This is a genomic window from Cupriavidus oxalaticus (assembly GCF_016894385.1).
Lineage (GTDB): Bacteria > Pseudomonadota > Gammaproteobacteria > Burkholderiales > Burkholderiaceae > Cupriavidus > Cupriavidus oxalaticus.
In genome coordinates this window covers 2,361,269-2,383,707 of the sequence record NZ_CP069812.1, presented here as the reverse complement: position 1 = coordinate 2,383,707, position 22,439 = coordinate 2,361,269, and the positions used below count along the sequence as shown (strand labels likewise).

The window sequence follows — 22,439 nt, the reverse complement described above, 5'->3', positions numbered from 1 at the left end:
ACCACAACAACCACAGAAACCAAGGAGACATCATGAAGCGTACGGCCATGGCAATCGCGACGATGGGACTGGCTGCAGCCGGGTCGGCATCCGCCCAGTCGAACGTGACCCTGTACGGGCTGGTGGACGCCGGCATCGAATACGTCAGCCATGCCGGCCCGGACGGGTCGGCGGTGAAGCTGACCTCCGGCGGCAAGAACACGTCGCGCTGGGGCATCCGCGGCAGCGAAGACCTGGGCGGCGGGCTCAAGGCCATCTTCAACCTGGAAAGCGGCATCGCCATCGATACCGGCCGGCTGGATACCGACAACACGCTGTTCGACCGCCGCGCCACCGTGGGGCTGTCGAGCCGGTATGGCCAGGTGGTGCTTGGCCGCACCTTCACCACCACTTACGACTTCATGCTGCCGTTCGACCCGATGGGCTATGCGCCGGCCTATTCGTGGGCCACGTCGTCGACCGCCACCGGTGGCCGCAAGGACGGGCTGTTCTCGCGCGCGTCCAACGCGATCCGCTATGACGGCAGCTTCGGCGGCCTGAAGCTGGGCGCGACCGTGGCGCTGGGCGAAGTGGCGGGCGATTTCAAAAGCTCGTCCAAGTACGCGCTCGGCGTCGGCTACAACGCCGGCAAGTTCGCCGCGGCGGCGACGTGGGACCGCCAGAACGGTGCCGGCACCAGCACCACGCCGGCCGACAGCACCGACTACATCCAGGGCATCCACGCTGGCGCCAGCTACGCCTTCGGCGACCTGAAGCTGTTCGCCGGCTACCGCAACTACAAGCGCACCTTCACCACCGGCGCTGCGGACGACCGCAGCGACATGTACTGGGGCGGCGCCAGCTACGGCTTCACGCCGGCGTTCACGCTGTACGGCGCGGTCTACAAGCAGAACATCAAGGGCGGCAACAACGCCGACCCGATCCTGTTCTCGCTGCGCGGCCAGTACGCGCTGTCCAAGCGCACGCTGGCCTACCTGTCGGTGGGCTATGCGGAGGCGCGCAATGGGCAGAACGTCAGCGTGTCGCGCGACCTGGTCGGCTATGCCAACAACCAGACCGGCGTGATGGCCGGCCTGCAGCATCGTTTCTGAGGGGGGCGGTTTCTTACCGTAGCCAGAAAGCGGCCGGAGCGGGGTCTGGCTCTTTTGGGAACTACCAGTCGTCCTGGCGTAGGGTGTACGCCGACAAGGACGGCTGGTAGCTTGGGGCGGTTTGCCCCGCAGGGCGCAGGACGCAGCCGCACTTCCTGCGCCCTAATTCTTTCGGCCAACGGGCGTGCGCGTGGGCCGAAACCACGGTTCAGCGCGCTTCAGGGCACGATCACGATCTTGCCGGTCACCTTGCGCGCTTCCATGTCCTTGAGCGCCTGCGGCGCCTGTTCCAGCGGATAGCGCGCCGAGATATGCGGGCGGATCTTGCCTTCCTTCATCCAGCCCAGCATCTGCGCCATGTTGGCCTGGTTGGCCTTGGGCTCGCGGCGCACGAAGTCGCCCCAGAACACGCCCACCAGCGACGCCCCTTTCAGCAGCGCCAGGTTCAGCGGCAGCCTCGGGATCTCGCCGTTGGCAAAACCCACCACCAGGTAGCGGCCGCGCCAGCCGATCGATCGGAACGCCGGCTCGGCATAGATGCCGCCCACCGGGTCGTAGACGACATCCGGGCCCTTGCCGTCGGTCAGCGCCTTGACGCGCTCGCGCAGGTCTTCGGTGCTGTAGTTGATCAGCGCATCGGCACCGTGCTCCTTGCACACCGCCAGCTTCTCGTCGGTCGAGGCGGCGGCGATCACGCGCGCGCCGATGGCCTTGCCGATCTCGATCGCCGCGATGCCCACGCCGCCGGCCGCGCCCAGCACCAGCATGGTCTGGCCCGCCTTCAGCTCGCCGCGGTCGATCACCGCATGGTGCGAGGTGCCGTAGGTCAGCGTGAAGGCCGCGGCGGTCTCGAAGTCGATGCCCGGCGGCATCGGCACCACCGAGGCGGCGGGCGCCTTGGCCTGCGTGGCAAATGCGCCATTGCCCAGGTAGGCGATGACCTTGTCGCCCGGCTTGACGTGGGTGACGCCTTCGCCCACCGCATTGACCACGCCGGCGAGTTCGGAGCCGGGGCTGAACGGCAGGGCAGGCTTGGCCTGGTATTTGTTCTGGATGATGAGCACATCCGGGAAGTTGACCGCGGCAGCCTTCACGTCGATGACCACTTCGCCCGCGCCCGGCACCAGGTCAGGCAGGGTTTCCACGGTCAGCGAATCAGGGGGGCCCCAGGCTTTGCACAGTACGGCTTTCATCTTGTCTCCGTTTCGATAGGTATGGCATTCCGCGCCAGTCAAGCTTAAGCGGGCGGGCAGGGCAAGTGTAGCGTACAAATAGCACGGTCGTTCTGTTCCATGCCGAAGCCGCGGGGGCGGTTATTTGCGTCCTGCATACCGGCGCGCGGCGTGCGCCCCGACGCGATTCCGGCGCGATTCCGGCGCGATTCCGGCGCGGCGCACGGGGCGCACGGGGCGCTTGTGTGGCGCGCGCTCAGGTACAATCGCGCCATGCATATCCTCCTTGCCAACGATGACGGTTATCTCGCGCCGGGACTGGCCGTTCTGCATGCTGCGCTCGCCCCGCTGGGCCGGATCACGGTCATTGCGCCCGAGCAGAACCACAGCGGCGCTTCCAACTCCCTGACGCTGCAGCGCCCGCTGTCGATCTACGAAGCGCGCGAAGGCGTGCAGAAGGGATTCCGCTTCGTCAACGGCACGCCGACCGACTGCGTGCACATCGCGCTGACCGGGCTGCTGGACGAAAAGCCGGACCTGGTGGTGTCCGGCATCAACCAGGGACAGAACATGGGCGAAGACGTGCTGTATTCCGGCACCGTCGCCGCCGCCATCGAAGGCTACCTGCTCGGCATCCCGTCGGTCGCCTTCTCGCAGGTCGACAAGGGCTGGGAGCATCTCGACGCAGCCGCGCGCATCGCGCGCACGGTGGTCGAGCGCATCATCGGCCAGCCGCCTGCCGAGCCCTTCCTGCTCAACGTCAATATCCCCAGCCTGCCGTTCGAACATATCAAGGGCTATCGCGCCACGCGCCTGGGCAAGCGCCATCCTTCGCAGCCGGTGATCACGCAGGTGAATCCGCGCGGCGACACCAACTACTGGATCGGCCCGGCCGGCGATGCGCGCGATGCCAGCGAAGGCACGGACTTCCATGCCACCGCCGCCGGTTACGTCTCGCTCACGCCGTTGCAGCTCGACCTGACCCATCGCGGGCAGCTCGATGCGCTCGACCAGTGGCTGAAATAGGCAGCCGCTTCGCAGTGTCGCGCCCCCGATGAGTTCCACGCCCCGACGCAACAACAAGTTCCCCCTGCCGCTGGATGCGGTCGTCGAACGCAAGCCCGCACCGGCACGCACCGCCGGCATGCCCGCCGTCGACGCGCGGCGCACGGGCACGTCCGCGCCGCCACCGAAACCGGCCAAGCCAAGGCTGCCGCGCACGGCGGCACCGGCGCCCGCGCCCGCACCGGCGAGCGCAGTGGAGCAGCGCGCCTCGGCGGCCACGGCCGGCGGCGGCGGCATGGCGTCCGCGCGGGCGCGCACCGCGCTGGCGGCCCGGCTGCGTGCCGGCGGCATCCGCGACGAGCGCGTGCTGTCGGCCATCGCCACGGTGCCGCGCCACCTGTTCGTCGAGCCGGGACTGGCATCACAGGCGTATGAAGACGCCGCGCTGCCGATCGGCCACCAGCAGACCATTTCCAAGCCATCGGTGGTGGCGCGCATGATCGAGCTGCTGCGCGACGGCCTGGCCGCCGACACGCCGCTCGCGCGCGTGCTGGAGATCGGCACCGGCTGTGGCTACCAGGCCGCGGTGCTGAGCCAGGTGGCGCGCGAAGTCTTCTCGATCGAGCGCATCCGGCCGCTGCACGAGCAGGCCAAGGCGAACCTGCGCCCGCTGCGCGTGCCCAACCTGCGCCTGCACTATGGCGACGGCATGCTCGGCCTGCCGCAGGCGGCGCCGTTCTCGGCCATCATCCTGGCCGCAGCCGGCATGGAGGTGCCACAGGCGCTGCTGGAGCAACTGGAAGTAGGTGGGCGGCTGATCGCCCCGGTGGCCGTGGTGCCGCCGGCAGGCGTGCCCGGCCAGACCGTGACGCAGCAACTGCTGCTGATCGAGCGGCGCAACCGCCATCGCTTTCACCGAACCGCGCTTGAAGCCGTTTTCTTTGTGCCCTTAAAATCGGGCACCATCTGAGTCGAACTATGCACAACATCGTGAAATCGCAATATTTCGCACGCGCCGGTCAACTTCTTACGGCTTCTGCGCTGACGGCCCTGCTGGCCGCCTGCGCCAATTCGCCGATGCCGGCCCCTGTCGTTGACCGCACCTCCACCTCGGGCGCTGCCGCCGCGTCGATGGAGCCGGCTCCGCCGGGATACTATCGGGTCAAGCGAGGCGATACGCTTTATCGAATCGCCCTGGAAAACGGCCAGTCGTACCGTGATGTCGCCACCTGGAACAACCTCTCCAACGTGAACCAGATCGAAGTTGGCCAGTTGTTGCGCATCGTGCCTCCGGGGGCCGACGTCAACGCTGCGCCCGGGGTTTCCACGACGCCGATCGCCCCGGCCACGGTGCAGGCCCAGCCGATCGACCAGGCGCGCCCGGTGGGCACGCCGGCAGCGGCAACGCCGGCCCCGGCAGCGGCCCCGGCAGCGGCCGCGGCGCCTGCCGCAGCGGCTGTCGCGCCGTCCGCGCCGGTCGCCGACGGCGCGATGAAGCTGGCCTGGCCGGCAACCGGCCAGATGGTCGGCAAATTCGATGACAAGGGTAATAAAGGCATCGATATTGCGGGCAAGAAGGGCGATGCGGTGCTGGCTGCCGACGATGGCCGAGTGATTCACGTTGGCCCCTTGCGCGGCTACGGGAATCTTGTCATCATCAAACACAACGAGACATTTCTTACTGCGTACGGGCACAACGAAAAGGTGCTTGTGGCAGAGCAATCCGCGGTCCGCAAGGGCCAGAAGATTGCGGAGATGGGCAACAGTGATACCGACCGGGTGAAGCTTCACTTCGAAGTTCGCAAGAACGGAAAACCGGTTGATCCGATGCGGTACCTGCCGCCACAGTGAGGGTTCATGCCACGCCAGAAAACTGTCTCCTCCGGAACAACTGTCAGTAGGGCTCGCCGTCCCAAGCAGCCGGAAGTGAAGGCTGGTGTGGCACATCCCGACGAGCACGCCGACGCGCAAGCGTTCGAGCCGGATCTTGCTGCCGACCTGATTCCCGTGACCGACGAGCCGATCGCCACCTCCACTTCGGTGGGCCTGCGCGAAGCGGACCTGCTCGCCGACGACAACGACCGCCATCTGCGCGATGACGACGATGACGAGTCCGAAGACGAGGAAGACAGCGAAGGCGAGAACGGCAGCGACGGCGCAGCGGCCGAGCACGACGACTTCCGCACGGTGCTGCATACCGAACTGGCTGCCGACACCGTCCAGCATTACCTGAACCGCATCAGCATCAAGCCGCTGCTGTCCGCGCCGGAGGAGCTGCATTTCTCCACGCTGGCCAAGGACGGCGACTTTGCCGCGCGCCAGGTCATGATCGAGCGCAACCTGCGGCTGGTGGTCAGCATCGCCAAGGGATACCTCAATCGGGGGGTGCCGCTGCTCGACCTGATCGAGGAAGGCAACCTCGGCCTGATGCACGCGATCGAGAAATTCGATCCGTCGCGCGGGTTCCGCTTCTCGACCTATGCGACCTGGTGGATCCGCCAGAGCATCGAGCGCGCCATCATGAACCAGGCCCGCACCGTTCGCCTGCCGGTGCACGTGATCCGCGAACTGAACCAGGTGCTGCGCGCCAAGCGCCATCTGGAGAAGGGCGGCACCGACGGGCGCGACGCCAGCCTGGAAGACATTGCCCACCTGCTGGGCAAGACGCCGGACGAAGTGCAGGACGTCCTGGCACTCAATGAACACACCACCTCGCTCGATACGCCGTTCGACCTCGATCCCGGCTCGAGCCTCCTGGATTTCCTCTCCGACGAGCACAACGCCGCCCCTGACCAGGAGGTGGCGCACCGCGAGCTGGAAGGGCTGATGAAGCTCTGGCTCGCGCGCCTGTCGGAAAAGCATCGCTATGTGGTGGAGCGCCGCTTCGGCCTCAACCATATCGAGCCAGCCACGCTGGAAGAGCTCGCCGAGGAGATGGGCCTCACGCGCGAGCGCGTGCGCCAGATCCAGCAGGAGGCGCTGGTCAAGCTCAAGCGGCATTTCGCTTCGCAAGGTGTCAGGAAGGACGCCGTTTTATGACCCCTGTGCTGGTATTCGACATCGAGACCATTCCCGATGTCGCCGGCCTGCGCCGTTTGCATGACCACCCCGACGCGATGAGCGACGGCGAAGTCGCCGAGCATGCCTTCGCCGCCCGCCGCGAGAAAACCGGCAGCGATTTCCTGCCGCACTACCTGCAGCGCGTCGCCGCGATTTCCTGCGTGCTGCGGCGCACGCATCGCGATGGCTCGGCGGTGTTCCATGTGGGCTCGCTCGGCACTACCGAAGACAACGAAGCCACGCTGATCCAGAAGTTCTACGAACTGATCGCCCGCTACAGCCCGCAACTGGTTTCATGGAACGGTGGCGGATTCGATCTCCCTGTGCTGCATTACCGCGGCCTGGTCAACGGCGTCACCGCGCCGCGCTACTGGGAGATGGGCGAGGGCCGCGAGGAAGACAGCCGCGACTTCAAGTGGAACAACTACATCAGCCGCTACCACATGCGGCACCTGGATCTGATGGACCTGCTGGCGATGTACCAGCCGCGCGCCAGCGCGCCGCTGGATGACCTTGCCAAGCTGTGCGGCTTCCCGGGCAAGATGGGGATGGATGGCAGCAAGGTCTGGCACGCCTACCAGGCTGGCCAGCTCGACGAGATCCGCGCCTATTGCGAGACCGACGTCGTCAACACCTACCTGATGTACTGCCGTTTCCAGCTGATGCGCGGCGGCATGTCGCCGCGCGAGTTCGACATGGAGATGGCGCTCGTCCAGGAATCGCTGGCGGAACTGCCCGGCGAACAGTGGATGGAGTACCTGCAGGCCTTCCGCCTGCAGCGTCTCACGCCCGAAGTCGACGACTTCGAGGACTGATCGCGCCGGCGCCCGGCGCGTGCCACGGCCCTAAAGGTCGAGCGACAGCACGATCGGCTGGTGGTCCGAGTCGGCGGTATCCGCGTTGACCTCGCAACGCCGGGTCCGTGCGGCCAGGTTGTCCGTCACGAACATGAAGTCGCAGGCGAATGGTGGTTCGGGCCATTGCTCCTTGTCATGAATGGCGCAGGTCGGCGCATGCGGCTGGCCGGGGTGCGTGAGCAGCCAGGCGTCGCGCCATGGCGTGGTGGCGTCGTCGAACGGCTCCAGCATGCGGCGATAGGCAATGTCGTCGGGTTTGCTGTTGAAATCGCCGCACAGGATGGCTTCGGCCGGGCGTGGTTCCGGTGTGAACGGCCCGGGCCACTTCTCGCTGCGGCCCGGGCGTCGCGCGTGGTCGCAGGCCTGGGCATGCCAGTCGCGCAAGGCTTCGGCCTGCGCCGCGCGCTGGAGCGCCGAGTAATACTCCAGGTGCGTGCAGATCACGCGCAGGGGCTGCGTGCCGGCCTCGACGGTGACTTCCAGCGCCACGCGCGGCATCGACGCCACTTGCGGGTCTGCAGGCCACGGCAATCCGTGCCGGAATACCTCGCGTACCGGTAGCCGCGTGGCGATCAGGTTGCCGAATTGCTTGTGTGTGCCGTTGCGGTCGCGCCGGTCCACGCCTGACGCAAAGAGCAGGTGATAGCCCGGCAGCAGGGCGGTCAGTTCGGCTACCTGGTCGATGCCCGGCTCGCCGCGCAGTTCACCGAATCCGCGCGTGACTTCCTGCAGACAGATCACATCGGCATCCGCCAGCGCGCGCAGCGTGTCCACCTGCCGCGCCAGGTCCACGCGCCCGTCCGCGCCGCGGCCCCACTGGATATTCCACGAAATCAGTTCCATGCAACGCCTCCGTCGTTGACCCGGCCGGTCTGGCATACAATCGCGCTTTCGTAAAACAATACGTCAGGTTTTATCTGGTGTCCCAAGCCGTGTCCTCCCCACAAGAAACGTCCGCCGTCGCGCCCGAATCAGCCGCACCGGGTGCCGCTCCCGCCGCAAAAGAGTCCCGTGGCCGTGGCAACGCCAATGGCAATGTTCCGGGCACCGATCCGGTGGTGTCGATCGACAGCCTCGACATGGAGGCGCGCGGCGTCGGCCGCCTGGTCAACGAGGACGGCACGCCTGGCAAGGTGATCTTCGTCGAAGGCGCATTGCCCGGCGAGACCGTCAGCTATCGCAGCTACCGCCGCAAGCCCAGCTTCGAGCAGGCGCACCTCGGCGAAGTCCTGCAGGAATCGGTGATGCGCGTGAAGCCGGGCTGCCAGCATTTCGGCGTCTGCGGCGGGTGCTCGATGCAGCATCTGGATTCGCGCGCGCAGCTTGCAATCAAGCAGCGAGTGCTGGAAGACAACCTGTGGCACCTGTCCAAGGTGAAGCCGGACGTGGTGTTCCGCCCGATCGCCGGTCCGGACTGGGGCTACCGCTATCGCGCGCGCCTGACCGTGCGCCATGTGGTGAAGAAGGGCGGCGTGCTGGTGGGATTCCACGAGCGCAAAAGCAGCTATGTCGCCGACATGACGCGCTGCGAGATCCTGCCGCCGCACGTGTCGGCGATGCTGGTGCCGCTGCGCGAACTGGTGGCGGGGCTGTCGATCCGCGACCGCATGCCGCAGATCGAACTGGCCGTCGGGCACGAAGTGACGGCGCTGGTGTTGCGCATCCTCGAGCCGCTGACCGATGCCGACAAGGACCTGCTGCGCGCCTTCGCCGATGCGTACAAGGTGCAGTTCTGGCTGCAGCCGAAGGGGCCGGACACGGTCTACCCGTTCTACCCGGCCGACGTCGAGCTGGCCTATACGCTGCCGGAATTCGGCATCCGCATGCCGTTCAAGCCGACCGACTTCACGCAGGTGAACCACCAGATCAACCGCGTGCTGATTGGCCGCGCGCTGCGCCTGCTGGACGCGCAGCCGGGCGACCGCCTGCTCGATTTGTTCTGCGGCATCGGCAATTTCACGCTGCCGCTGGCCACGCAGGGCAAGTCGGTGATGGGTATCGAAGGCAGCGAGGCGTTGACCACGCGCGCGCTGGCCAATGCGGAATACAACGGGCTGGCCGCCAAGACCGAGTTCGCGTGCCGCAACCTGTTCGAAGTCACGGCCGACGACATTGCCGCACTGGGTCGCTTCGATCGCTGGCTGGTTGATCCGCCGCGCGAAGGTGCGCTCGCGGTGAGCAAGGCCCTGGGCGAACTGGCGCAGCAAGGCAGCGAAGTGCTGCCGCGGCGCATCGTCTATGTCTCGTGCAGTCCCGCCACGCTGGCGCGCGATGCCGGCCTGCTGGTGCACGAGGCGGGCTACCGCCTGAGCGGCGCCGGCGTGGTCAACATGTTCCCGCACACCTCGCACGTGGAGTCGATCGCGGTGTTCGACCGAGGGTGATCGCCGCGTGCGTCCAAACGAAAAGCCGGCCAACAGGCCGGCTTATTTCATGCCGCGGCGTTTGCCGTCATTCGCGGTTGCCGCCGAAGATGCCCAGCAGCGCCAGCAGGTTGGCGAAGACGTTGTACACGTCGAGGTAGATTGCCAGCGTGGCGGTGATGTAGTTGGTCTCGCCGCCATTCACCACGCGCTGTACATCGAACAGGATGTATGCCGAGAAGATACCGATCGCGATCACCGACACCGTGATCATCAGCGACGGCAGCTGCAGCCAGATATTGGCAACGCTGGCCAGGATCAGCAGGATCACGCCGACGAACAGGAACTTGCCCAGGCCGGAGAAATCGCGCTTGCTGACGGTGGCGATGGTTGCCATCGCGCCGAATACCGCGGCCGTGCCGCCAAAGGCGTACATGATCAGCGCCGGTCCGTTGGAGAACGTCAGCGTCGCACTGATCAGCCGCGACAGCATCAGTCCCATGAAGAACGTGAACGCCAGCAACAGCACCACGCCCATGCTGCTGTTCTTGGTCTTCTCGATGGCGAAGAAGAACCCGAACGCAATGGCCAGGAACAGGATCAGCGACAGGCCGGGACTGCCCGCCATGAAGCTGAAGCCAGTGGCTACGCCGACCCACGCGCCAAGCACGGTGGGGATCATCGATAGGGCCAGCAGCCAGTAAGTGTTGCGCAAGACCCGGTTGCGAACGACGACGTCAGTGACGGTCGATGCACTATTGCCGAAACCGTAGGTATTCAGCTTGTTATCCATGGTGACTCCTGTCTCGAAACGGTGAGGCGCCGGGCCTGTCCGAAAGAAAGAGAATATTCGGATCGACCGCGAACGGAACCATCGTCAATGTGGCATCTGGCCCGCCGAATTGCAAGGGAAGTGTATTCCAGCACGCACCCGCCTTGCTGTTCCGGCCGGTTCAGCGCCGCCTTCGTTTGACGGAGGGTCGGGCGTCGCGTTCCGGACATGACAAGGATGTAATGTGCCGCCAATCCTACTTGGCGCCCGCATGGGCCGCCGGACCGGTAACACCCGCGCCAAAGCGGCCCAGACCCTCGAAAGGGCCATTGTCTTCGTGCTAGAATTGCACGTTTAATCCATTTGTAACCCCTTCATTTTTCGGAGTTTTTCATGGCGATCGAACGCACCCTGTCGATTATCAAGCCGGATGCCGTGGCCAAGAACGTCATTGGCCAGATCTACGCCCGTTTCGAGGCCGCCGGCCTGAAGATCGTTGCTGCCAAGATGGTGCACCTGTCGCGCGGCGAAGCCGAGCAGTTCTATGCTGTCCACAAGGAGCGCCCGTTCTTCAAGGATCTGGTCGACTTCATGGTTTCCGGCCCGGTCATGATCCAGGCCCTGGAAGGCGAGAACGCCATCGCCAAGAACCGTGACCTGATGGGCGCCACCGACCCGAAGAAGGCCGACAAGGGCACCATCCGCGCCGACTTCGCCGACAGCATCGACGCCAATGCCGTGCACGGCTCGGACGCCGCCGAAACCGCTGCCGTGGAAGTTGCCTTCTTCTTCCCGGGCATGAACGTCTACAGCCGCTGATCGGCTGCTGACTGACACTGAAGCCGAGTTTGCCGCCATGAACGATCTCGTCAACCTGCTCGACTACGACGCGGACGCGCTCACCGCCTATTGCGGCGAGCTCGGCGAGAAGCCGTTCCGTGCGCGGCAACTGCAACGCTGGATCCACCACTATGGTGCCAGCCGCTTCGACGCCATGTCGGATCTCGCCAAGTCGCTGCGCGAAAAGCTCTCGACCCGGGCCGAGATCCGCGCCCCTGCCGCCATCACCGACAACCTGTCGGCCGACGGCACGCGCAAGTGGCTGCTCGACGTCGGCGAGGGCAATGCGGTGGAAACGGTGTACATCCCCGAGGAAACGCGCGGCACGCTGTGCGTCTCCTCGCAGGCGGGCTGCGCGGTCAACTGCCGCTTCTGCTCGACCGGCAAGCAGGGCTTTTCTCGCAACCTGACCACGGGCGAGATCATTGGCCAGCTGTGGATGGCGGAGTTCGCCATGCGCGAGCAGCTGGGCCGCGGCCCCAAGGACGACCGCGTCATCTCCAATGTGGTGATGATGGGCATGGGCGAGCCGCTGCTGAACTACGATGCCGTGGTGCCGGCCATGCGGCTGATGCTGGACGACAACGCCTACGGCCTGTCGCGCCGCCGCGTGACCCTGTCCACCTCGGGCGTGGTGCCGATGATGGACCGGCTGTCGCAGGACTTGCCGGTAGCCCTTGCCGTGTCGCTGCACGCGTCCAACGACGCCTTGCGCGACGTGCTGGTGCCGCTGAACAAGAAGTACCCGCTGGCCGAACTGATGGCGGCATGCCGCCGTTACCTGGAATTCGCGCCGCGCGATTTCATTACTTTCGAATACTGCATGCTGGACGGCGTCAACGATGGCGTCGAGCATGCGCGGGAATTGCTGAAGCTTGTCGCCGACGTGCCGTGCAAGTTCAACCTGATCCCGTTCAACCCGTTCCCCGAGTCGGGCCTGAAGCGTTCCAACAACGAGCAGATCCGGCGCTTCGCGCAGGTGCTGATGGACGCCGGCATCGTGACCACCATCCGCAAGACGCGCGGCGACGATATCGACGCCGCCTGCGGGCAGCTGGCCGGGGAAGTGAAGGACCGTACCCGCCTGGCCGAGCGCGGCAAGTTCGGCAAGATCACGCCACTGGTGCCGGTCAACAGCGCCGGCCAGCCTCGGGAGGCTCGCCCTGCATGATCCGTCTGATCGCTGCAGCCCTGTTCGGGCTGCTGATGTTGTCCGGCTGCCAGCTGCCGCAGACCCCGGGGCAGGATCTCCAGACCGCTTCCGACCAGACCGATGCAAGGCGCCGCGCCGGCATCCGGCTGCAGCTGGCCACCAGTTACCTGGAGGCCGGCCAGAACACCGTCGCGCTTGACGAGATCAAGCAGGCGATCGCCATCGATCCGTCGCTGGCCGATGCCTACCACGTGCGCGCGCTGATCTACATGAACATGAACGAGCGCGCGCTCGCTGATGACAGCTTCCGCACCGCGGTATCGATGCGCGGCAACGACGGTGACCTGCTCAACAACTACGGCTGGTTCCTGTGCCAGCAAGGCCGCTACGGCGAGGCCGTGCCGCTGCTGCAGCGCGCGGTATCGGCACCGTCGGCCGGCGGCCCGGCCAAGCCGCTGATCAGCCTGGGCGCATGCGAGCTGCGCCATGGCAACAGCGCCGATGCGGAGAAGAACCTGAAGGCCGCGCTCGGCTACGACCGCAACAACCCGGTGGCGAACACCAATCTGGCGCTGGTCTACTACCGGCGCGGCGATTTCGCGCAGGCCCGGCAGTATGCCCAGCGCGTCAACAGCAGCCAATTTGCCAGTGCGCAATCCCTCTGGCTGGGAGCGCGCATTGCACACCGCCAGGGCGATGGCCGCACGCAGGATGCGCTGGTCGCGCAACTGCGCAGCCGCTTCCCCGATTCGCGTGAGTTGACCGCCTACGAACAAGGAGCATGGGATGAGTGAGCACGACCGCGCCGCAGGCCAGGCCGTACCGACGCAATACGTCGGCGGTGGCGCGCACGAAGGAGACCGCGAAGCTGCGGCACGCGAGATTGGCGCGGCACTCGCGCGCGAGCGCGAAGCGCAGCGGCTGTCGGTGGAAGACGTCAGCGCGCGCCTGAAAGTGGCGGCGCCGAAGCTGCGCGCGATCGAAGCCGGCGACCTGCAGGCGCTACCCGACGTCACGTTCGCCAAGGGCGTGATGCGGGCCTACGCGCGCATGCTGCATGTCGATATCGACGCGCTGCTGGCGCGCTTCCAGCCTCCGGTGGCACCGGTCACCGAAATCGCACGCCAGCGCGAGGGCAGCCTCAATGCGGCGTTCGACGACCGCAATCGCTTCCGCACCGGCGGAGGCGGTGGACGCTGGATCTGGCTGGCCCTGGTGGCGGTGGTGCTGGCCGCCGGTGGCTGGTTCGGCCTGGACCATATCCGCCAGTGGATCGAGACCCGCAGCAGCGCAGCCGAGACTGCCACGACGGAAGAACACGCCGCTGCGCAATCGACCGAGCCTGGCACGGTGACTGCAGCGCTGCCGCCGGTAATGGCCGCCGCCGACTCGCCGGCGCCCTCGGCCGAAACGACACCGGCCACCGCCGTGGTCGCGACTGCCGCGCCGGCATCGGCCGCGGCGGTCGTGCCTGTTGTTGCGCCGGTCGCAGCAACGCCTGCGCCGGCGCCCGCAGCGCCTGCAGGCGAGGGTGATCTGCAGATCCGCTTCGCCGGCGACACCTGGTATGAAATCCGCGACAGCAGCGGCAAGGTCGTGCTGGGCGGCACGGCCAGGGCCGGCCAGGCCGTGGCCGGTGGCGGCAAGGCTCCGTACAAGGTGGTGATCGGCAACGTCAAGGGTGTCGAGTCGATGACGCGCAACGGCGCGCCGGTCGACCTGAAGGCAGCCAACCGCAACAACGTGGCGCGCCTCACGCTGCCCTGATCCGGACCGGCGAAAGGTGCGGCGCAGTGCGTCTTTGCAAGGTGGTAATGCTATGAACCAACAGCTCTGTCTCCCGGTCCTGCCCGGCTCGCTGCCGCGCCGCCAGACGCGCCAGGCGCGCGTCGTGTGGGGCGACAACGTGGTGACCATCGGCGGCGACGCGCCGGTGCGCGTGCAGTCGATGACCAACACGGACACGGTCGACGCCATCGGCACGGCGATCCAGGTCAAGGACCTGGCACGCGCGGGCTCGGAAATCGTGCGCATCACGGTGAACACGCCCGAGGCCGCTGCCGCGGTGCCGTCGATCCGTGAGCAGCTCGACCGCATGGGCGTCGACGTGCCGCTGGTGGGCGATTTCCACTACAACGGCCACAAGCTGCTGCAGGACTATCCGGCCTGCGCCGAGGCGCTGTCCAAGTACCGCATCAACCCCGGCAACGTGGGGCAGGGCGCCAAGCGCGACACGCAGTTCGCGCAGATGATCGAGATGGCGTGCCGCTACCACAAGCCGGTGCGCATCGGCGTGAACTGGGGCAGCCTGGACCAGGACCTGCTGGCGCGCATCATGGATGAGAACGCGTCGCGCGCCGAGCCCTGGCCCGCGCAGAGCGTGATGATCGAGGCGTTGATCACGTCGGCGATCGATTCCGCGAAGAAGGCTGAAGAGATCGGCCTGCCGGGCAACCAGATCATCCTGTCGTGCAAGGTGTCGCAGGTGCAGGAGCTGATCGCGGTCTACCGCGAACTGGCGCGCCGCTGCGACTATGCGCTGCACCTTGGGCTGACCGAGGCCGGCATGGGCAGCAAGGGCATCGTCGCCTCCACCGCGGCGCTGTCGGTGCTGCTGCAGGAAGGCATCGGCGACACGGTCCGCATCTCGCTGACGCCGGAACCCGGCGCGCCGCGCGAGAAGGAAGTGTATGTGGGGCAGGAAATCCTGCAGACCATGGGCCTGCGCAACTTCACCCCGATGGTGATTGCCTGCCCGGGATGTGGCCGCACCACCAGCACGGTGTTCCAGGAGCTTGCGGCAAGCATCCAGACGTACCTGCGCGAGCAGATGCCGCATTGGAAAACCGCCTATCCGGGCGTCGAGGAAATGGATGTGGCCGTGATGGGCTGCATCGTCAACGGCCCGGGCGAGAGCAAGCACGCCAATATCGGCATTTCGCTGCCGGGCTCGGGCGAGTCGCCCGCCGCGCCGGTGTTCGTCGACGGCGTCAAGGTGAAGACGCTGCGCGGCGAGCGCATTGCCGAGGAATTCCAGGCGATCGTCGACGAGTACGTTCGCACGCATTACGGCCCGGGCGCTGCACGGGCCGATAGAGAAGTGGCAGCCTGAGCCGCACCGGCCGGGCCCGAGAAGCTGACAAGAACAGAATGACGCAATCCGACAACGCAGCCGCCACGGGCGCTGCCAAGACTGAACCGAAAGCCGAACTGAAGGCCGAGCAGAAGGGGAAGCCCGCCAAGGCCCTGCAGGGCGTGAAGGGCATGAACGACATGCTGCCGGCCGACGCGCCGCTGTGGGAGCATTTCGAGAATGCCGCGCGCGCCATGCTGCGCGCCTACGGCTACCAGCAGCTGCGCACGCCGATCGTCGAGCACACGCAACTGTTCGTGCGCGGCATCGGCGAGGTGACCGATATCGTCGAGAAGGAGATGTACTCCTTCACCGATGCGCTCAACGGCGAGCAGCTGACGCTGCGTCCCGAAGGCACCGCCGCCGCCGTGCGCGCGACCATCGAGCACAACCTGCTGTACGACGGCCCCAAGCGCCTGTGGTACACCGGTCCGATGTTCCGCCACGAGCGCCCGCAGCGCGGCCGCTATCGCCAGTTCCACCAGCTGGGCGCCGAGGCGCTGGGCTTCGCCGGTCCGGACGTCGACGCCGAGATCATCCTGATGTGCCAGCGCCTGTGGGACGACCTGGGCCTGGTCGGCGTGCGCCTGGAGATCAATTCGCTGGGGCAGGCCAATGAACGTGCCGCCCACCGCGAGGAGCTGATCAAGTACCTGGAGGGCTTCCAGGACATCCTGGACGAGGACAGCAAGCGCCGCCTGTACACCAACCCGCTGCGCGTGCTGGACACCAAGAATCCGGCGCTGCAGGAAATGGCGGCCAACGCGCCCAAGCTGATCGATTTCCTGGGCGAAGAGTCGCTGGCTCACTTCGAGGGCGTGCAGCGCCTGCTCAAGGCCAACAATATCCCGTTCAAGATCAATCCGCGCCTGGTGCGCGGGCTGGATTACTACAACCTGACGGTGTTCGAGTGGATCACCGACAAGCTTGGCGCGCAGGGCACCATTGCCGGCGGTGGCCGCTATGACCCGCTGATCGCGCAGATGGGCGGCAAGCCGGCTCCGGCCTGCGGCTGGGCCATGGGCGTCGAGCGCATCATCGAACTGATCCGCGAAGAGGGCGTGGTGCCCGACGCCGTGGGGTGCGATGTCTACCTCGTGCACCAGGGCGAAGCCGCCGCGCAGCAGGCCATGGTCGCGGCCGAGCGGCTGCGCGACGCCGGCCTCGACGTGGTGCTGCATGCCAGCCCCGACGGCAAGGGCGGCAGCTTCAAGTCGCAGATGAAGCGCGCCGACCAAAGTGGCGCAGCCTATGCCGTTATCATTGGCGACGACGAAGTGGCCGCTGGCGTGGTCCAGGTCAAGGAACTTCGCCAGCGCGATCAGGCCGAAGGCGGTGGGCAACAGGCCACCGTGCAGGCCGAGGGCCTGGTCGACTACCTGATCGACGCCATGGTCGGCGCCAGCGAATAAGCGCACATCGGCCGCACCGTCATCCACGACGCCCGTATCTAACCAACGCAGGTGATTGCCTCGACATGGCTTACGATCTAGAAGAACAGGAACAGCTTGAGAATCTGAAGGCGTGGTGGCGCCAGTACGGCAACGCCCTGACCTGGGCGCTCATCATCGCGCTGCTGGCATTCGCCGGCTGGAATGGCTGGAAATACTGGGAGCGCAAGCAGGCCGGCGAGGCCGCGGTGCTGTACGAGCAGGTGCTCAAGGCCGCCGAGGCGCGCGATATCGAACGCATCAAGCGCGCCGCAACCGACCTCGAAGACAAGTTCGGGCGTACCGCCTATGGCCAGATGAGTGCGCTGGTCGCCGGCCGCGTGCTGTACGACGCGGGCGACCTGGCCGCGGCCAAGACCCAGCTGCAGTGGGCCGTCGACCACGGCGACGAAGAATACGCGCACCTGGCGCGGGTGCGCCTGGCCGGCGTGCTGCTCGACGAAAAGGCCTATGACCAGGGCCTGGCGCTGCTGAAGGACGAACCGCCGGCAGCGTTCGCGTCGCTGTACGCCGACCGCCGCGGCGACCTGCTCGCCGCGCAGGACAAGCGCGATGACGCGCGTGCGGCCTATCGCAAGGCGCTGGACAAGCTGGGCGAGGCCGAGCCGGCCACGCGCCAGATCATCCAGTTCAAGCTCGATGCGCTGGGCGCGGCCTGATGCCGCGCGCGCTTTGTGGCATCACGCAAAACCAGGACCGTAACCTTATGACGTCAGTGCTTTCCCGTGCCGTACATCGCCAGCCCGTCCGCACCATGACCCGCGCGCTGGTGGCGGCAGCCTGCCTGGCCGCGCTGGGCGGCTGCGCGCTGTTCAGCAAGGAAAACAAGCACCCGCCCGCCGAACTGAAGCCGGTTTCGGCCACGCTGACGGTGCGCCAGGCGTGGAAGGCCGATGTGGGCAAGAGCGGCCCGTATTCGATGCAGCCGGCCGCGGCGGGCAACAATGTCTATGTGTCGTCCAACAACGGCAACGTGATGGCGCTGGAAGGCGCCTCCGGGCGCGTGCTGTGGAAGGCCAAGACCGACCTCGACCTGACCTCCGGCCCCGGCAGCGATGGCTCCGTGACCGCGGTCGCCGGCGAGAAGGGCGCGATCTACGCCTTTGACGCCAGCGGCAAGCAGATCTGGAAGAAGCAGGTCAACGGCGAGGTGCTGTCCGCGCCGCTGGTCGGCAACGGCCTGGTGGTGGTGCGCACCACCGACACGCGCGTGTTCGGCCTCGACGCCGAGACCGGCGAGCGCCGCTGGATCTACCAGCGCTCGCAGACGCCGCTGAACCTGCGTGCCGCAATGGGCATGGCGTTTGCCGGCGACGGCATCGTGATGGGCTTTCCCGGCGGCAAGCTGGGCGTGCTGACGCCGGGCAACGGCGTGCTGCGTTGGGAAAGCACGATCTCCTATCCCAAGGGCGTGTCCGAGATCGAGCGCCTGAACGATGTCACCGGCCAGCCGATGATCAGCGGCCGCCAGGTCTGCGCCACCACTTTCCAGGGGCGCGTGGCCTGCCTGGAGCTGGCCACCGGCCAGCCGCAGTGGGGCAAGGATTTCTCGTCGCCGAGCGGCCCCGCGCAGGATGACAATGCGATCTACGCCAGTGACGAGCGGTCGGTCGTGCATGCCTTCGACCGCCAGAACGGCAGCGAGCGCTGGAAGAACGACCAGATGCGCAACCGCCGCCTGGGTGCGCCGCTGGCACTTGGTCGCTCGGTGGTGATGGGCGACTTCGAAGGCTATGTCCACTTCCTGTCGCGCGAGGACGGCCAGGTCGTCGCCCGCATGAAGACCGATGGCAGCGCCATTACCGCCGCGCCGGTGGTGGCGGGGCAGACGCTGGTGATCCAGACCCGCGACGGCGACGTCTTCGGGTTCCAGCCGGGCTGACCAGCAAGCAGTGCGCGCTGCCGTACACCTGTCGGTACGGTGCGCGCCGAATCCGGTAGCATGATCCCTGGTCGTGCGGCAATTTGCGCAGCGGGTCGCTGACCGGCGCCGCGCCCCGACAGGACAAGCGGCAGGCGCGCCCACCGGGTGCGCGTGCCGTCGGATCCATTGACTCCGGAGTAACCGGGGGGCGGCAGGTGCCGGCCCCCGTTTCCGTTTATTGCATGAAACCAGTTATCGCACTTGTCGGCCGTCCCAATGTGGGGAAGTCGACGCTATTCAACCGCATGACCCGCTCGCGCGACGCCCTCGTCGCCGACCTGCCGGGCCTGACGCGCGACCGCCACTATGGCGAGGGCCGCGTCGGCGAGCGTCCGTTCATTGCCATCGACACCGGCGGCTTCGAGCCGGTGGTCAAGGAAGGCATCGTCGCCGAGATGGCCAAGCAGACCAAGCAGGCGGTGGTCGAGGCCGACGTGGTGATCTTCATCGTCGACGGCCGCCTCGGCCTGGCGCCGCAGGACCGCGCCATTGCCGACTACCTGCGCAAGACCGGCCGGCGCATCATGCTGGCGGTCAACAAGGCCGAGGGCATGAAGTACACCTCGGTCGCCGCGGATTTCTACGAGCTCGGCATGGGCGATCCGTACGCGATCTCCGCTGCCCACGGCGATGGCGTGCGCGAACTGGTCGACGAAGCGATCGAGCTGGCGGTGCAGGAGCGCCCGGAACTGGCCGCGGAAGAGCCCCAGGACGGCAAGGGCGTCAAGATCGCCATCGTCGGGCGCCCCAATGTGGGGAAGTCCACGCTGGTCAACACGCTGATCGGCGAAGAGCGCGTGATCGCGTTCGACATGCCGGGCACGACCCGCGACGCCATCTACGTGGAATTCGAACGCGGCGGCAAGCCTTATACGCTGATCGATACGGCGGGCCTGCGCCGGCGCGGCAAGGTGTTCGAGGCGATTGAAAAATTTTCAGTGGTCAAGACGCTGCAATCGATCGCCGATGCCAACGTCGTGATCCTGCTGCTGGATGCGCAACAGGACATTTCCGACCAGGACGCGCATATTGCCGGCTTTATCGTTGAATCCGGACGCGCGCTGGTGGTCGGCGTCAATAAATGGGACGGGCTGGACGGCCATGCCCGCGACCGCATCAAGCATGACCTCGAGCGCAAGCTGCAATTCCTGAGTTTCGCGAATTTCCACTTTGTGTCGGCGCGCGAGCGCACCGGCATCGGCGCGCTGATGCGTTCCGTCGACGACGCCTATGCCGCGGCCATGGTCAAGCTGCCGACGCCGCAGCTGACGCGCGTGCTGCAGGAAGCCGTGGAATTCCAGCAGCCCAAGCGCGTCGGCGCGTCGCGCCCCAAGCTGCGCTATGCGCACCAGGGTGGCTCGAACCCGCCGATCATCGTGGTCCATGGCAACGCGCTGTCGGGGGTTGCGGAGACCTATCGGCGCTACCTGGAAAACCGTTTCCGTGCGGCATTCAAGCTCAAGGGCACCCCTCTGCGCATCGAATTCCGTACGAACAAAAATCCGTACGCGGACTCGAAGGATTGAGTCCGGAATAGGATCCTTGGCGGGGCCAGTTTTCGTTTGCGTTCGTTTGGAACTGCGGCTAAATTCACGGTAGCAGGGGGTTCCCTGTGCATTGACGCCGACTTGGTACCGTTTTTTGATCTTTTTTCTGGCGCGTTTTTGCGCCGACTGACTTGAACCGGGGATTTCCATCCCCATCATTCACCACTAAACCTATAAATTTGGAGTGTGCCATGAGCAACAAAGGGCAACTGCTACAAGACCCGTTCCTGAACGCGCTGCGCAAAGAGCACGTGCCGGTGTCCATCTACCTCGTCAATGGCATCAAGCTGCAAGGCAATATCGAATCGTTCGATCAGTACGTCGTGCTGCTGCGTAACACCGTGACGCAGATGGTCTACAAGCATGCGATTTCCACCGTCGTTCCGGCGCGCGCAGTCAACTTCCGCGTGGATGATTCCTCCGAGAACTGATCTGCCTCGCGGCCGCGGAAACCTGCGGTCGCCGACCCAAGGCATCGGCCTGGCGCCCCACAGGGCTGCACCGATGCCCGGTACCGGTGCGCCAGCGCGGCCGGTGCCTGCCGGAGTGGCGGCACATCTCGTCGCCGCGGCCTCCCGCCCGGTGCGGGTAGCCGCCCCGGCTGGGGACAGGGCAGGGCGGGACTTCCGCCGGCCATCCCCCTGAAACCATCGGAAAGCATTTCGCTATTCCTGGCTATTCCTAATTCCCAGCGCATTCTCCCAGCGCATTCGCGCCATCCCTTGGATCCCAGAGCTACTTCCAACACTGCCCCGTCGCGCGCCATCCTCGTCGGCGTCGATTTCGGCAAGCACGACTTCGAGGAAAGCCTCAGCGAGCTTGCCTTGCTGACCTCCACCGCCGGCTCGCTGCCGGTGCATACGCTGACGGGCCGCCGCTCGCGGCCGGACCCGGCGCTGTTCATCGGCTCGGGCAAGGCCGAGGAACTGAAGGAAGCCGCCGACGCGCTCGATGCCGACGTGGTCGTGTTCAACCACGCACTCAGCCCGGCGCAGCAGCGCAACCTCGAGCGCTTCCTGAACCGCCACGTGATCGACCGTACCGGCCTGATCCTGGATATCTTCGGGCAGCGTGCACAGAGCCACGTCGGCAAGGTGCAGGTCGAGCTGGCGCAGGTGCAGTACCGGGCCTCGCGGCTGGTGCGCGCGTGGAGCCACCTGGAGCGGCAGAAGGGCGGTATCGGCGTGCGCGGCGGCCCCGGCGAGCGCCAGCTCGAACTGGACCGACGCATGCTGGACGACCGCGCCAAGCGGCTCAAATCGGACCTGTCGCGGCTGCAGCGCCAGCACAGCACGCAGCGGCGTGCACGCGCGCGCAACGATACGCTCAGCATTTCGCTGGTGGGCTATACCAACGCCGGCAAGTCGACGCTGTTCAATGCGCTGACCAAGGCGCGTGCCTATGCGGCCGACCAGCTCTTCGCCACGCTCGATACCACCTCGCGCCGGCTGTTCCTGGACGGGCTCGGCAACGTGGTGCTGTCCGACACGGTCGGATTTATCCGCGACCTGCCCACGCAGCTGGTGGCGGCGTTCCGTGCCACGCTCGAGGAAACGGTCCACGCCGACCTGCTGCTTCATGTGGTCGATGCATCCAGCCCGGTGCGCCATGAGCAGATCGAACAGGTCAACCGCGTGCTGGCCGAGATTGACGCGTCCGACATCCCGCAGATCGTGGTGATGAACAAGATCGATGCGGCGCCCGAACTGCTGGAGCAGGGCCCGCGCATCGAGCGGGATGAAGATGGCGTTCCCACGCGGGTGTTCCTGAGCGCCCGCGAAGGGATCGGCCTGGATGCCCTGCGTGAATCGGTGGTCGAGGTGGCCCAGTGGCTGGCCAGCCGTCCGCCGGAACCCGCCGCATACGATCCGCGGCTGGGCGAGGCTCATCTGTATGAAGACGGCAGCGACAGCGACGACTCGGCCGGCGCCGGTGGCGGTGACGGAAGCGAGGGCGCCCAGGCGGGGGCCGGGCGCAGCTCCTGAGCCGCGGTCGCGCGGCGGTTTTGCGCGACTCAGGTGCCGCGGCAGTGCTTCTGCAGCCCCGGTTCAGAGCGTCTTTCCACCGATTG

General features: G+C 66.4%; 21 protein-coding genes. 18 read left to right on the top strand and 3 right to left on the bottom strand.

All coding sequences use genetic code 11. From position 1 onward, the window contains the following. The first annotated feature begins 32 nt into the window (after nucleotides 1–32). Nucleotides 33–1,091, top strand: coding sequence for a porin (locus JTE92_RS23390; protein WP_063238132.1), 1,059 nt, complete (start codon nucleotides 33–35; stop codon nucleotides 1,089–1,091). Between the two features lie 218 nt (nucleotides 1,092–1,309). On the opposite strand, the gene JTE92_RS23385 is transcribed toward JTE92_RS23390, so the two are convergent. Then, entirely contained in the window at nucleotides 1,310–2,284 is a 975-nt protein-coding gene (locus JTE92_RS23385) for an NADPH:quinone oxidoreductase family protein (RefSeq protein WP_063238131.1), read from the bottom strand. 252 nt (nucleotides 2,285–2,536) lie between these two features. On the opposite strand from JTE92_RS23385, the gene surE reads away from it, so the two are divergent. Genes surE through JTE92_RS23360 form a run of 5 tightly spaced genes read left to right on the top strand, consistent with a single transcriptional unit; the run spans nucleotide 2,537 to nucleotide 7,143 of the window. Beyond that, entirely contained in the window at nucleotides 2,537–3,289 is a 753-nt protein-coding gene (surE, locus tag JTE92_RS23380; RefSeq protein WP_063238130.1) for a 5'/3'-nucleotidase SurE, read from the top strand. 28 nt (nucleotides 3,290–3,317) lie between these two features. Further along, nucleotides 3,318–4,238, top strand: coding sequence for a protein-L-isoaspartate(D-aspartate) O-methyltransferase (locus tag JTE92_RS23375; RefSeq protein WP_063238129.1), 921 nt, complete (start codon nucleotides 3,318–3,320; stop codon nucleotides 4,236–4,238). Between the two features lie 8 nt (nucleotides 4,239–4,246). Further along, the gene (locus JTE92_RS23370; RefSeq protein ID WP_063238128.1) at nucleotides 4,247–5,119 is read left to right on the top strand and encodes a peptidoglycan DD-metalloendopeptidase family protein; all 873 of its coding nucleotides are present in this window, start codon (nucleotides 4,247–4,249) and stop codon (nucleotides 5,117–5,119) included. 6 nt (nucleotides 5,120–5,125) lie between these two features. After that, complete coding sequence (rpoS, locus tag JTE92_RS23365) at nucleotides 5,126–6,307, top strand: RNA polymerase sigma factor RpoS (protein ID WP_063238127.1); 1,182 nt, start codon at nucleotides 5,126–5,128, stop codon at nucleotides 6,305–6,307. Continuing rightward, nucleotides 6,304–7,143: a 3'-5' exonuclease gene (locus tag JTE92_RS23360; RefSeq protein WP_063238126.1), complete on the top strand. Its 840-nt coding sequence runs from the start codon at nucleotides 6,304–6,306 to the stop codon at nucleotides 7,141–7,143. The genes rpoS and JTE92_RS23360 overlap by 4 nt, the downstream gene beginning before the upstream one ends. A 30-nt stretch (nucleotides 7,144–7,173) precedes the next feature. Here JTE92_RS23360 and JTE92_RS23355 read toward each other — a convergent pair whose 3' ends face one another. Beyond that, entirely contained in the window at nucleotides 7,174–8,028 is an 855-nt protein-coding gene (locus JTE92_RS23355) for an endonuclease/exonuclease/phosphatase family protein (protein WP_063238125.1), read from the bottom strand. 236 nt (nucleotides 8,029–8,264) lie between these two features. Here JTE92_RS23355 and rlmD point away from each other — a divergent pair, with 236 nt between their 5' ends. Beyond that, a complete protein-coding gene (gene rlmD / locus JTE92_RS23350) occupies nucleotides 8,265–9,569 on the top strand; it encodes a 23S rRNA (uracil(1939)-C(5))-methyltransferase RlmD (protein WP_232353363.1) in 1,305 nt (434 codons plus the stop codon). A gap of 67 nt (nucleotides 9,570–9,636) precedes the next feature. Here the strand turns inward: rlmD and JTE92_RS23345 are convergent, their stop codons facing one another. Then, nucleotides 9,637–10,341 carry a Bax inhibitor-1/YccA family protein gene (locus JTE92_RS23345; RefSeq protein WP_063238123.1) on the bottom strand — a complete coding sequence of 235 codons (705 nt, stop codon included), beginning with the start codon at nucleotides 10,339–10,341 and terminating at the stop codon, nucleotides 9,637–9,639. A gap of 372 nt (nucleotides 10,342–10,713) precedes the next feature. Here JTE92_RS23345 and ndk point away from each other — a divergent pair, with 372 nt between their 5' ends. The 11 genes from ndk (at nucleotide 10,714) to hflX (ending at nucleotide 22,353) form a co-directional block, all read left to right on the top strand. Further along, on the top strand, nucleotides 10,714–11,139 hold the full coding sequence (ndk, locus tag JTE92_RS23340) for a nucleoside-diphosphate kinase (protein ID WP_063238122.1): 426 nt from the start codon (nucleotides 10,714–10,716) through the stop codon (nucleotides 11,137–11,139). Nucleotides 11,140–11,176: 37 nt separating this feature from the next. Beyond that, entirely contained in the window at nucleotides 11,177–12,331 is a 1,155-nt protein-coding gene (gene rlmN / locus JTE92_RS23335; protein WP_063238121.1) for a dual-specificity RNA methyltransferase RlmN, read from the top strand. After that, nucleotides 12,328–13,107, top strand: a complete 780-nt coding sequence (gene pilW / locus JTE92_RS23330; RefSeq protein ID WP_063238120.1) for a type IV pilus biogenesis/stability protein PilW — start codon at nucleotides 12,328–12,330, stop codon at nucleotides 13,105–13,107. The genes rlmN and pilW overlap by 4 nt, the downstream gene beginning before the upstream one ends. After that, nucleotides 13,100–14,080 carry a RodZ domain-containing protein gene (locus tag JTE92_RS23325; RefSeq protein WP_063238119.1) on the top strand — a complete coding sequence of 327 codons (981 nt, stop codon included), beginning with the start codon at nucleotides 13,100–13,102 and terminating at the stop codon, nucleotides 14,078–14,080. Before pilW ends, JTE92_RS23325 begins: the two co-directional genes overlap by 8 nt. Nucleotides 14,081–14,132: 52 nt before the next feature. Next, the gene (gene ispG / locus JTE92_RS23320; protein WP_063238118.1) at nucleotides 14,133–15,425 is read left to right on the top strand and encodes a flavodoxin-dependent (E)-4-hydroxy-3-methylbut-2-enyl-diphosphate synthase; all 1,293 of its coding nucleotides are present in this window, start codon (nucleotides 14,133–14,135) and stop codon (nucleotides 15,423–15,425) included. Between the two features lie 38 nt (nucleotides 15,426–15,463). Further along, entirely contained in the window at nucleotides 15,464–16,858 is a 1,395-nt protein-coding gene (hisS, locus tag JTE92_RS23315; protein WP_063238117.1) for a histidine--tRNA ligase, read from the top strand. Nucleotides 16,859–16,923: 65 nt separating this feature from the next. Beyond that, nucleotides 16,924–17,556, top strand: a complete 633-nt coding sequence (locus JTE92_RS23310; protein ID WP_063238116.1) for a YfgM family protein — start codon at nucleotides 16,924–16,926, stop codon at nucleotides 17,554–17,556. 47 nt (nucleotides 17,557–17,603) lie between these two features. After that, on the top strand, nucleotides 17,604–18,779 hold the full coding sequence (gene bamB, locus JTE92_RS23305; protein ID WP_063238115.1) for an outer membrane protein assembly factor BamB: 1,176 nt from the start codon (nucleotides 17,604–17,606) through the stop codon (nucleotides 18,777–18,779). A 224-nt stretch (nucleotides 18,780–19,003) separates the two neighbouring features. Continuing rightward, the gene (der, locus tag JTE92_RS23300) at nucleotides 19,004–20,347 is read left to right on the top strand and encodes a ribosome biogenesis GTPase Der (RefSeq protein WP_063238114.1); all 1,344 of its coding nucleotides are present in this window, start codon (nucleotides 19,004–19,006) and stop codon (nucleotides 20,345–20,347) included. Between the two features lie 212 nt (nucleotides 20,348–20,559). Continuing rightward, nucleotides 20,560–20,799: an RNA chaperone Hfq gene (gene hfq / locus JTE92_RS23295; RefSeq protein WP_029046151.1), complete on the top strand. Its 240-nt coding sequence runs from the start codon at nucleotides 20,560–20,562 to the stop codon at nucleotides 20,797–20,799. Between the two features lie 291 nt (nucleotides 20,800–21,090). Then, a complete protein-coding gene (gene hflX, locus JTE92_RS23290; RefSeq protein ID WP_063238113.1) occupies nucleotides 21,091–22,353 on the top strand; it encodes a GTPase HflX in 1,263 nt (420 codons plus the stop codon). Nucleotides 22,354–22,439 lie beyond the last annotated feature (86 nt).

Coding starts and splice junctions, on each gene's coding strand:
- JTE92_RS23390 (WP_063238132.1), top strand. CDS start 33: ATGAAGCGTACGGCCATGGCAATCGCGACGATGGGACTGGCTGCAGCC.
- JTE92_RS23385 (WP_063238131.1), bottom strand. CDS start 2,284: ATGAAAGCCGTACTGTGCAAAGCCTGGGGCCCCCCTGATTCGCTGACC.
- surE (WP_063238130.1), top strand. CDS start 2,537: ATGCATATCCTCCTTGCCAACGATGACGGTTATCTCGCGCCGGGACTG.
- JTE92_RS23375 (WP_063238129.1), top strand. CDS start 3,318: ATGAGTTCCACGCCCCGACGCAACAACAAGTTCCCCCTGCCGCTGGAT.
- JTE92_RS23370 (WP_063238128.1), top strand. CDS start 4,247: ATGCACAACATCGTGAAATCGCAATATTTCGCACGCGCCGGTCAACTT.
- rpoS (WP_063238127.1), top strand. CDS start 5,126: ATGCCACGCCAGAAAACTGTCTCCTCCGGAACAACTGTCAGTAGGGCT.
- JTE92_RS23360 (WP_063238126.1), top strand. CDS start 6,304: ATGACCCCTGTGCTGGTATTCGACATCGAGACCATTCCCGATGTCGCC.
- JTE92_RS23355 (WP_063238125.1), bottom strand. CDS start 8,028: ATGGAACTGATTTCGTGGAATATCCAGTGGGGCCGCGGCGCGGACGGG.
- rlmD (WP_232353363.1), top strand. CDS start 8,265: ATGGAGGCGCGCGGCGTCGGCCGCCTGGTCAACGAGGACGGCACGCCT.
- JTE92_RS23345 (WP_063238123.1), bottom strand. CDS start 10,341: ATGGATAACAAGCTGAATACCTACGGTTTCGGCAATAGTGCATCGACC.
- ndk (WP_063238122.1), top strand. CDS start 10,714: ATGGCGATCGAACGCACCCTGTCGATTATCAAGCCGGATGCCGTGGCC.
- rlmN (WP_063238121.1), top strand. CDS start 11,177: ATGAACGATCTCGTCAACCTGCTCGACTACGACGCGGACGCGCTCACC.
- pilW (WP_063238120.1), top strand. CDS start 12,328: ATGATCCGTCTGATCGCTGCAGCCCTGTTCGGGCTGCTGATGTTGTCC.
- JTE92_RS23325 (WP_063238119.1), top strand. CDS start 13,100: ATGAGTGAGCACGACCGCGCCGCAGGCCAGGCCGTACCGACGCAATAC.
- ispG (WP_063238118.1), top strand. CDS start 14,133: ATGAACCAACAGCTCTGTCTCCCGGTCCTGCCCGGCTCGCTGCCGCGC.
- hisS (WP_063238117.1), top strand. CDS start 15,464: ATGACGCAATCCGACAACGCAGCCGCCACGGGCGCTGCCAAGACTGAA.
- JTE92_RS23310 (WP_063238116.1), top strand. CDS start 16,924: ATGGCTTACGATCTAGAAGAACAGGAACAGCTTGAGAATCTGAAGGCG.
- bamB (WP_063238115.1), top strand. CDS start 17,604: ATGACGTCAGTGCTTTCCCGTGCCGTACATCGCCAGCCCGTCCGCACC.
- der (WP_063238114.1), top strand. CDS start 19,004: ATGAAACCAGTTATCGCACTTGTCGGCCGTCCCAATGTGGGGAAGTCG.
- hfq (WP_029046151.1), top strand. CDS start 20,560: ATGAGCAACAAAGGGCAACTGCTACAAGACCCGTTCCTGAACGCGCTG.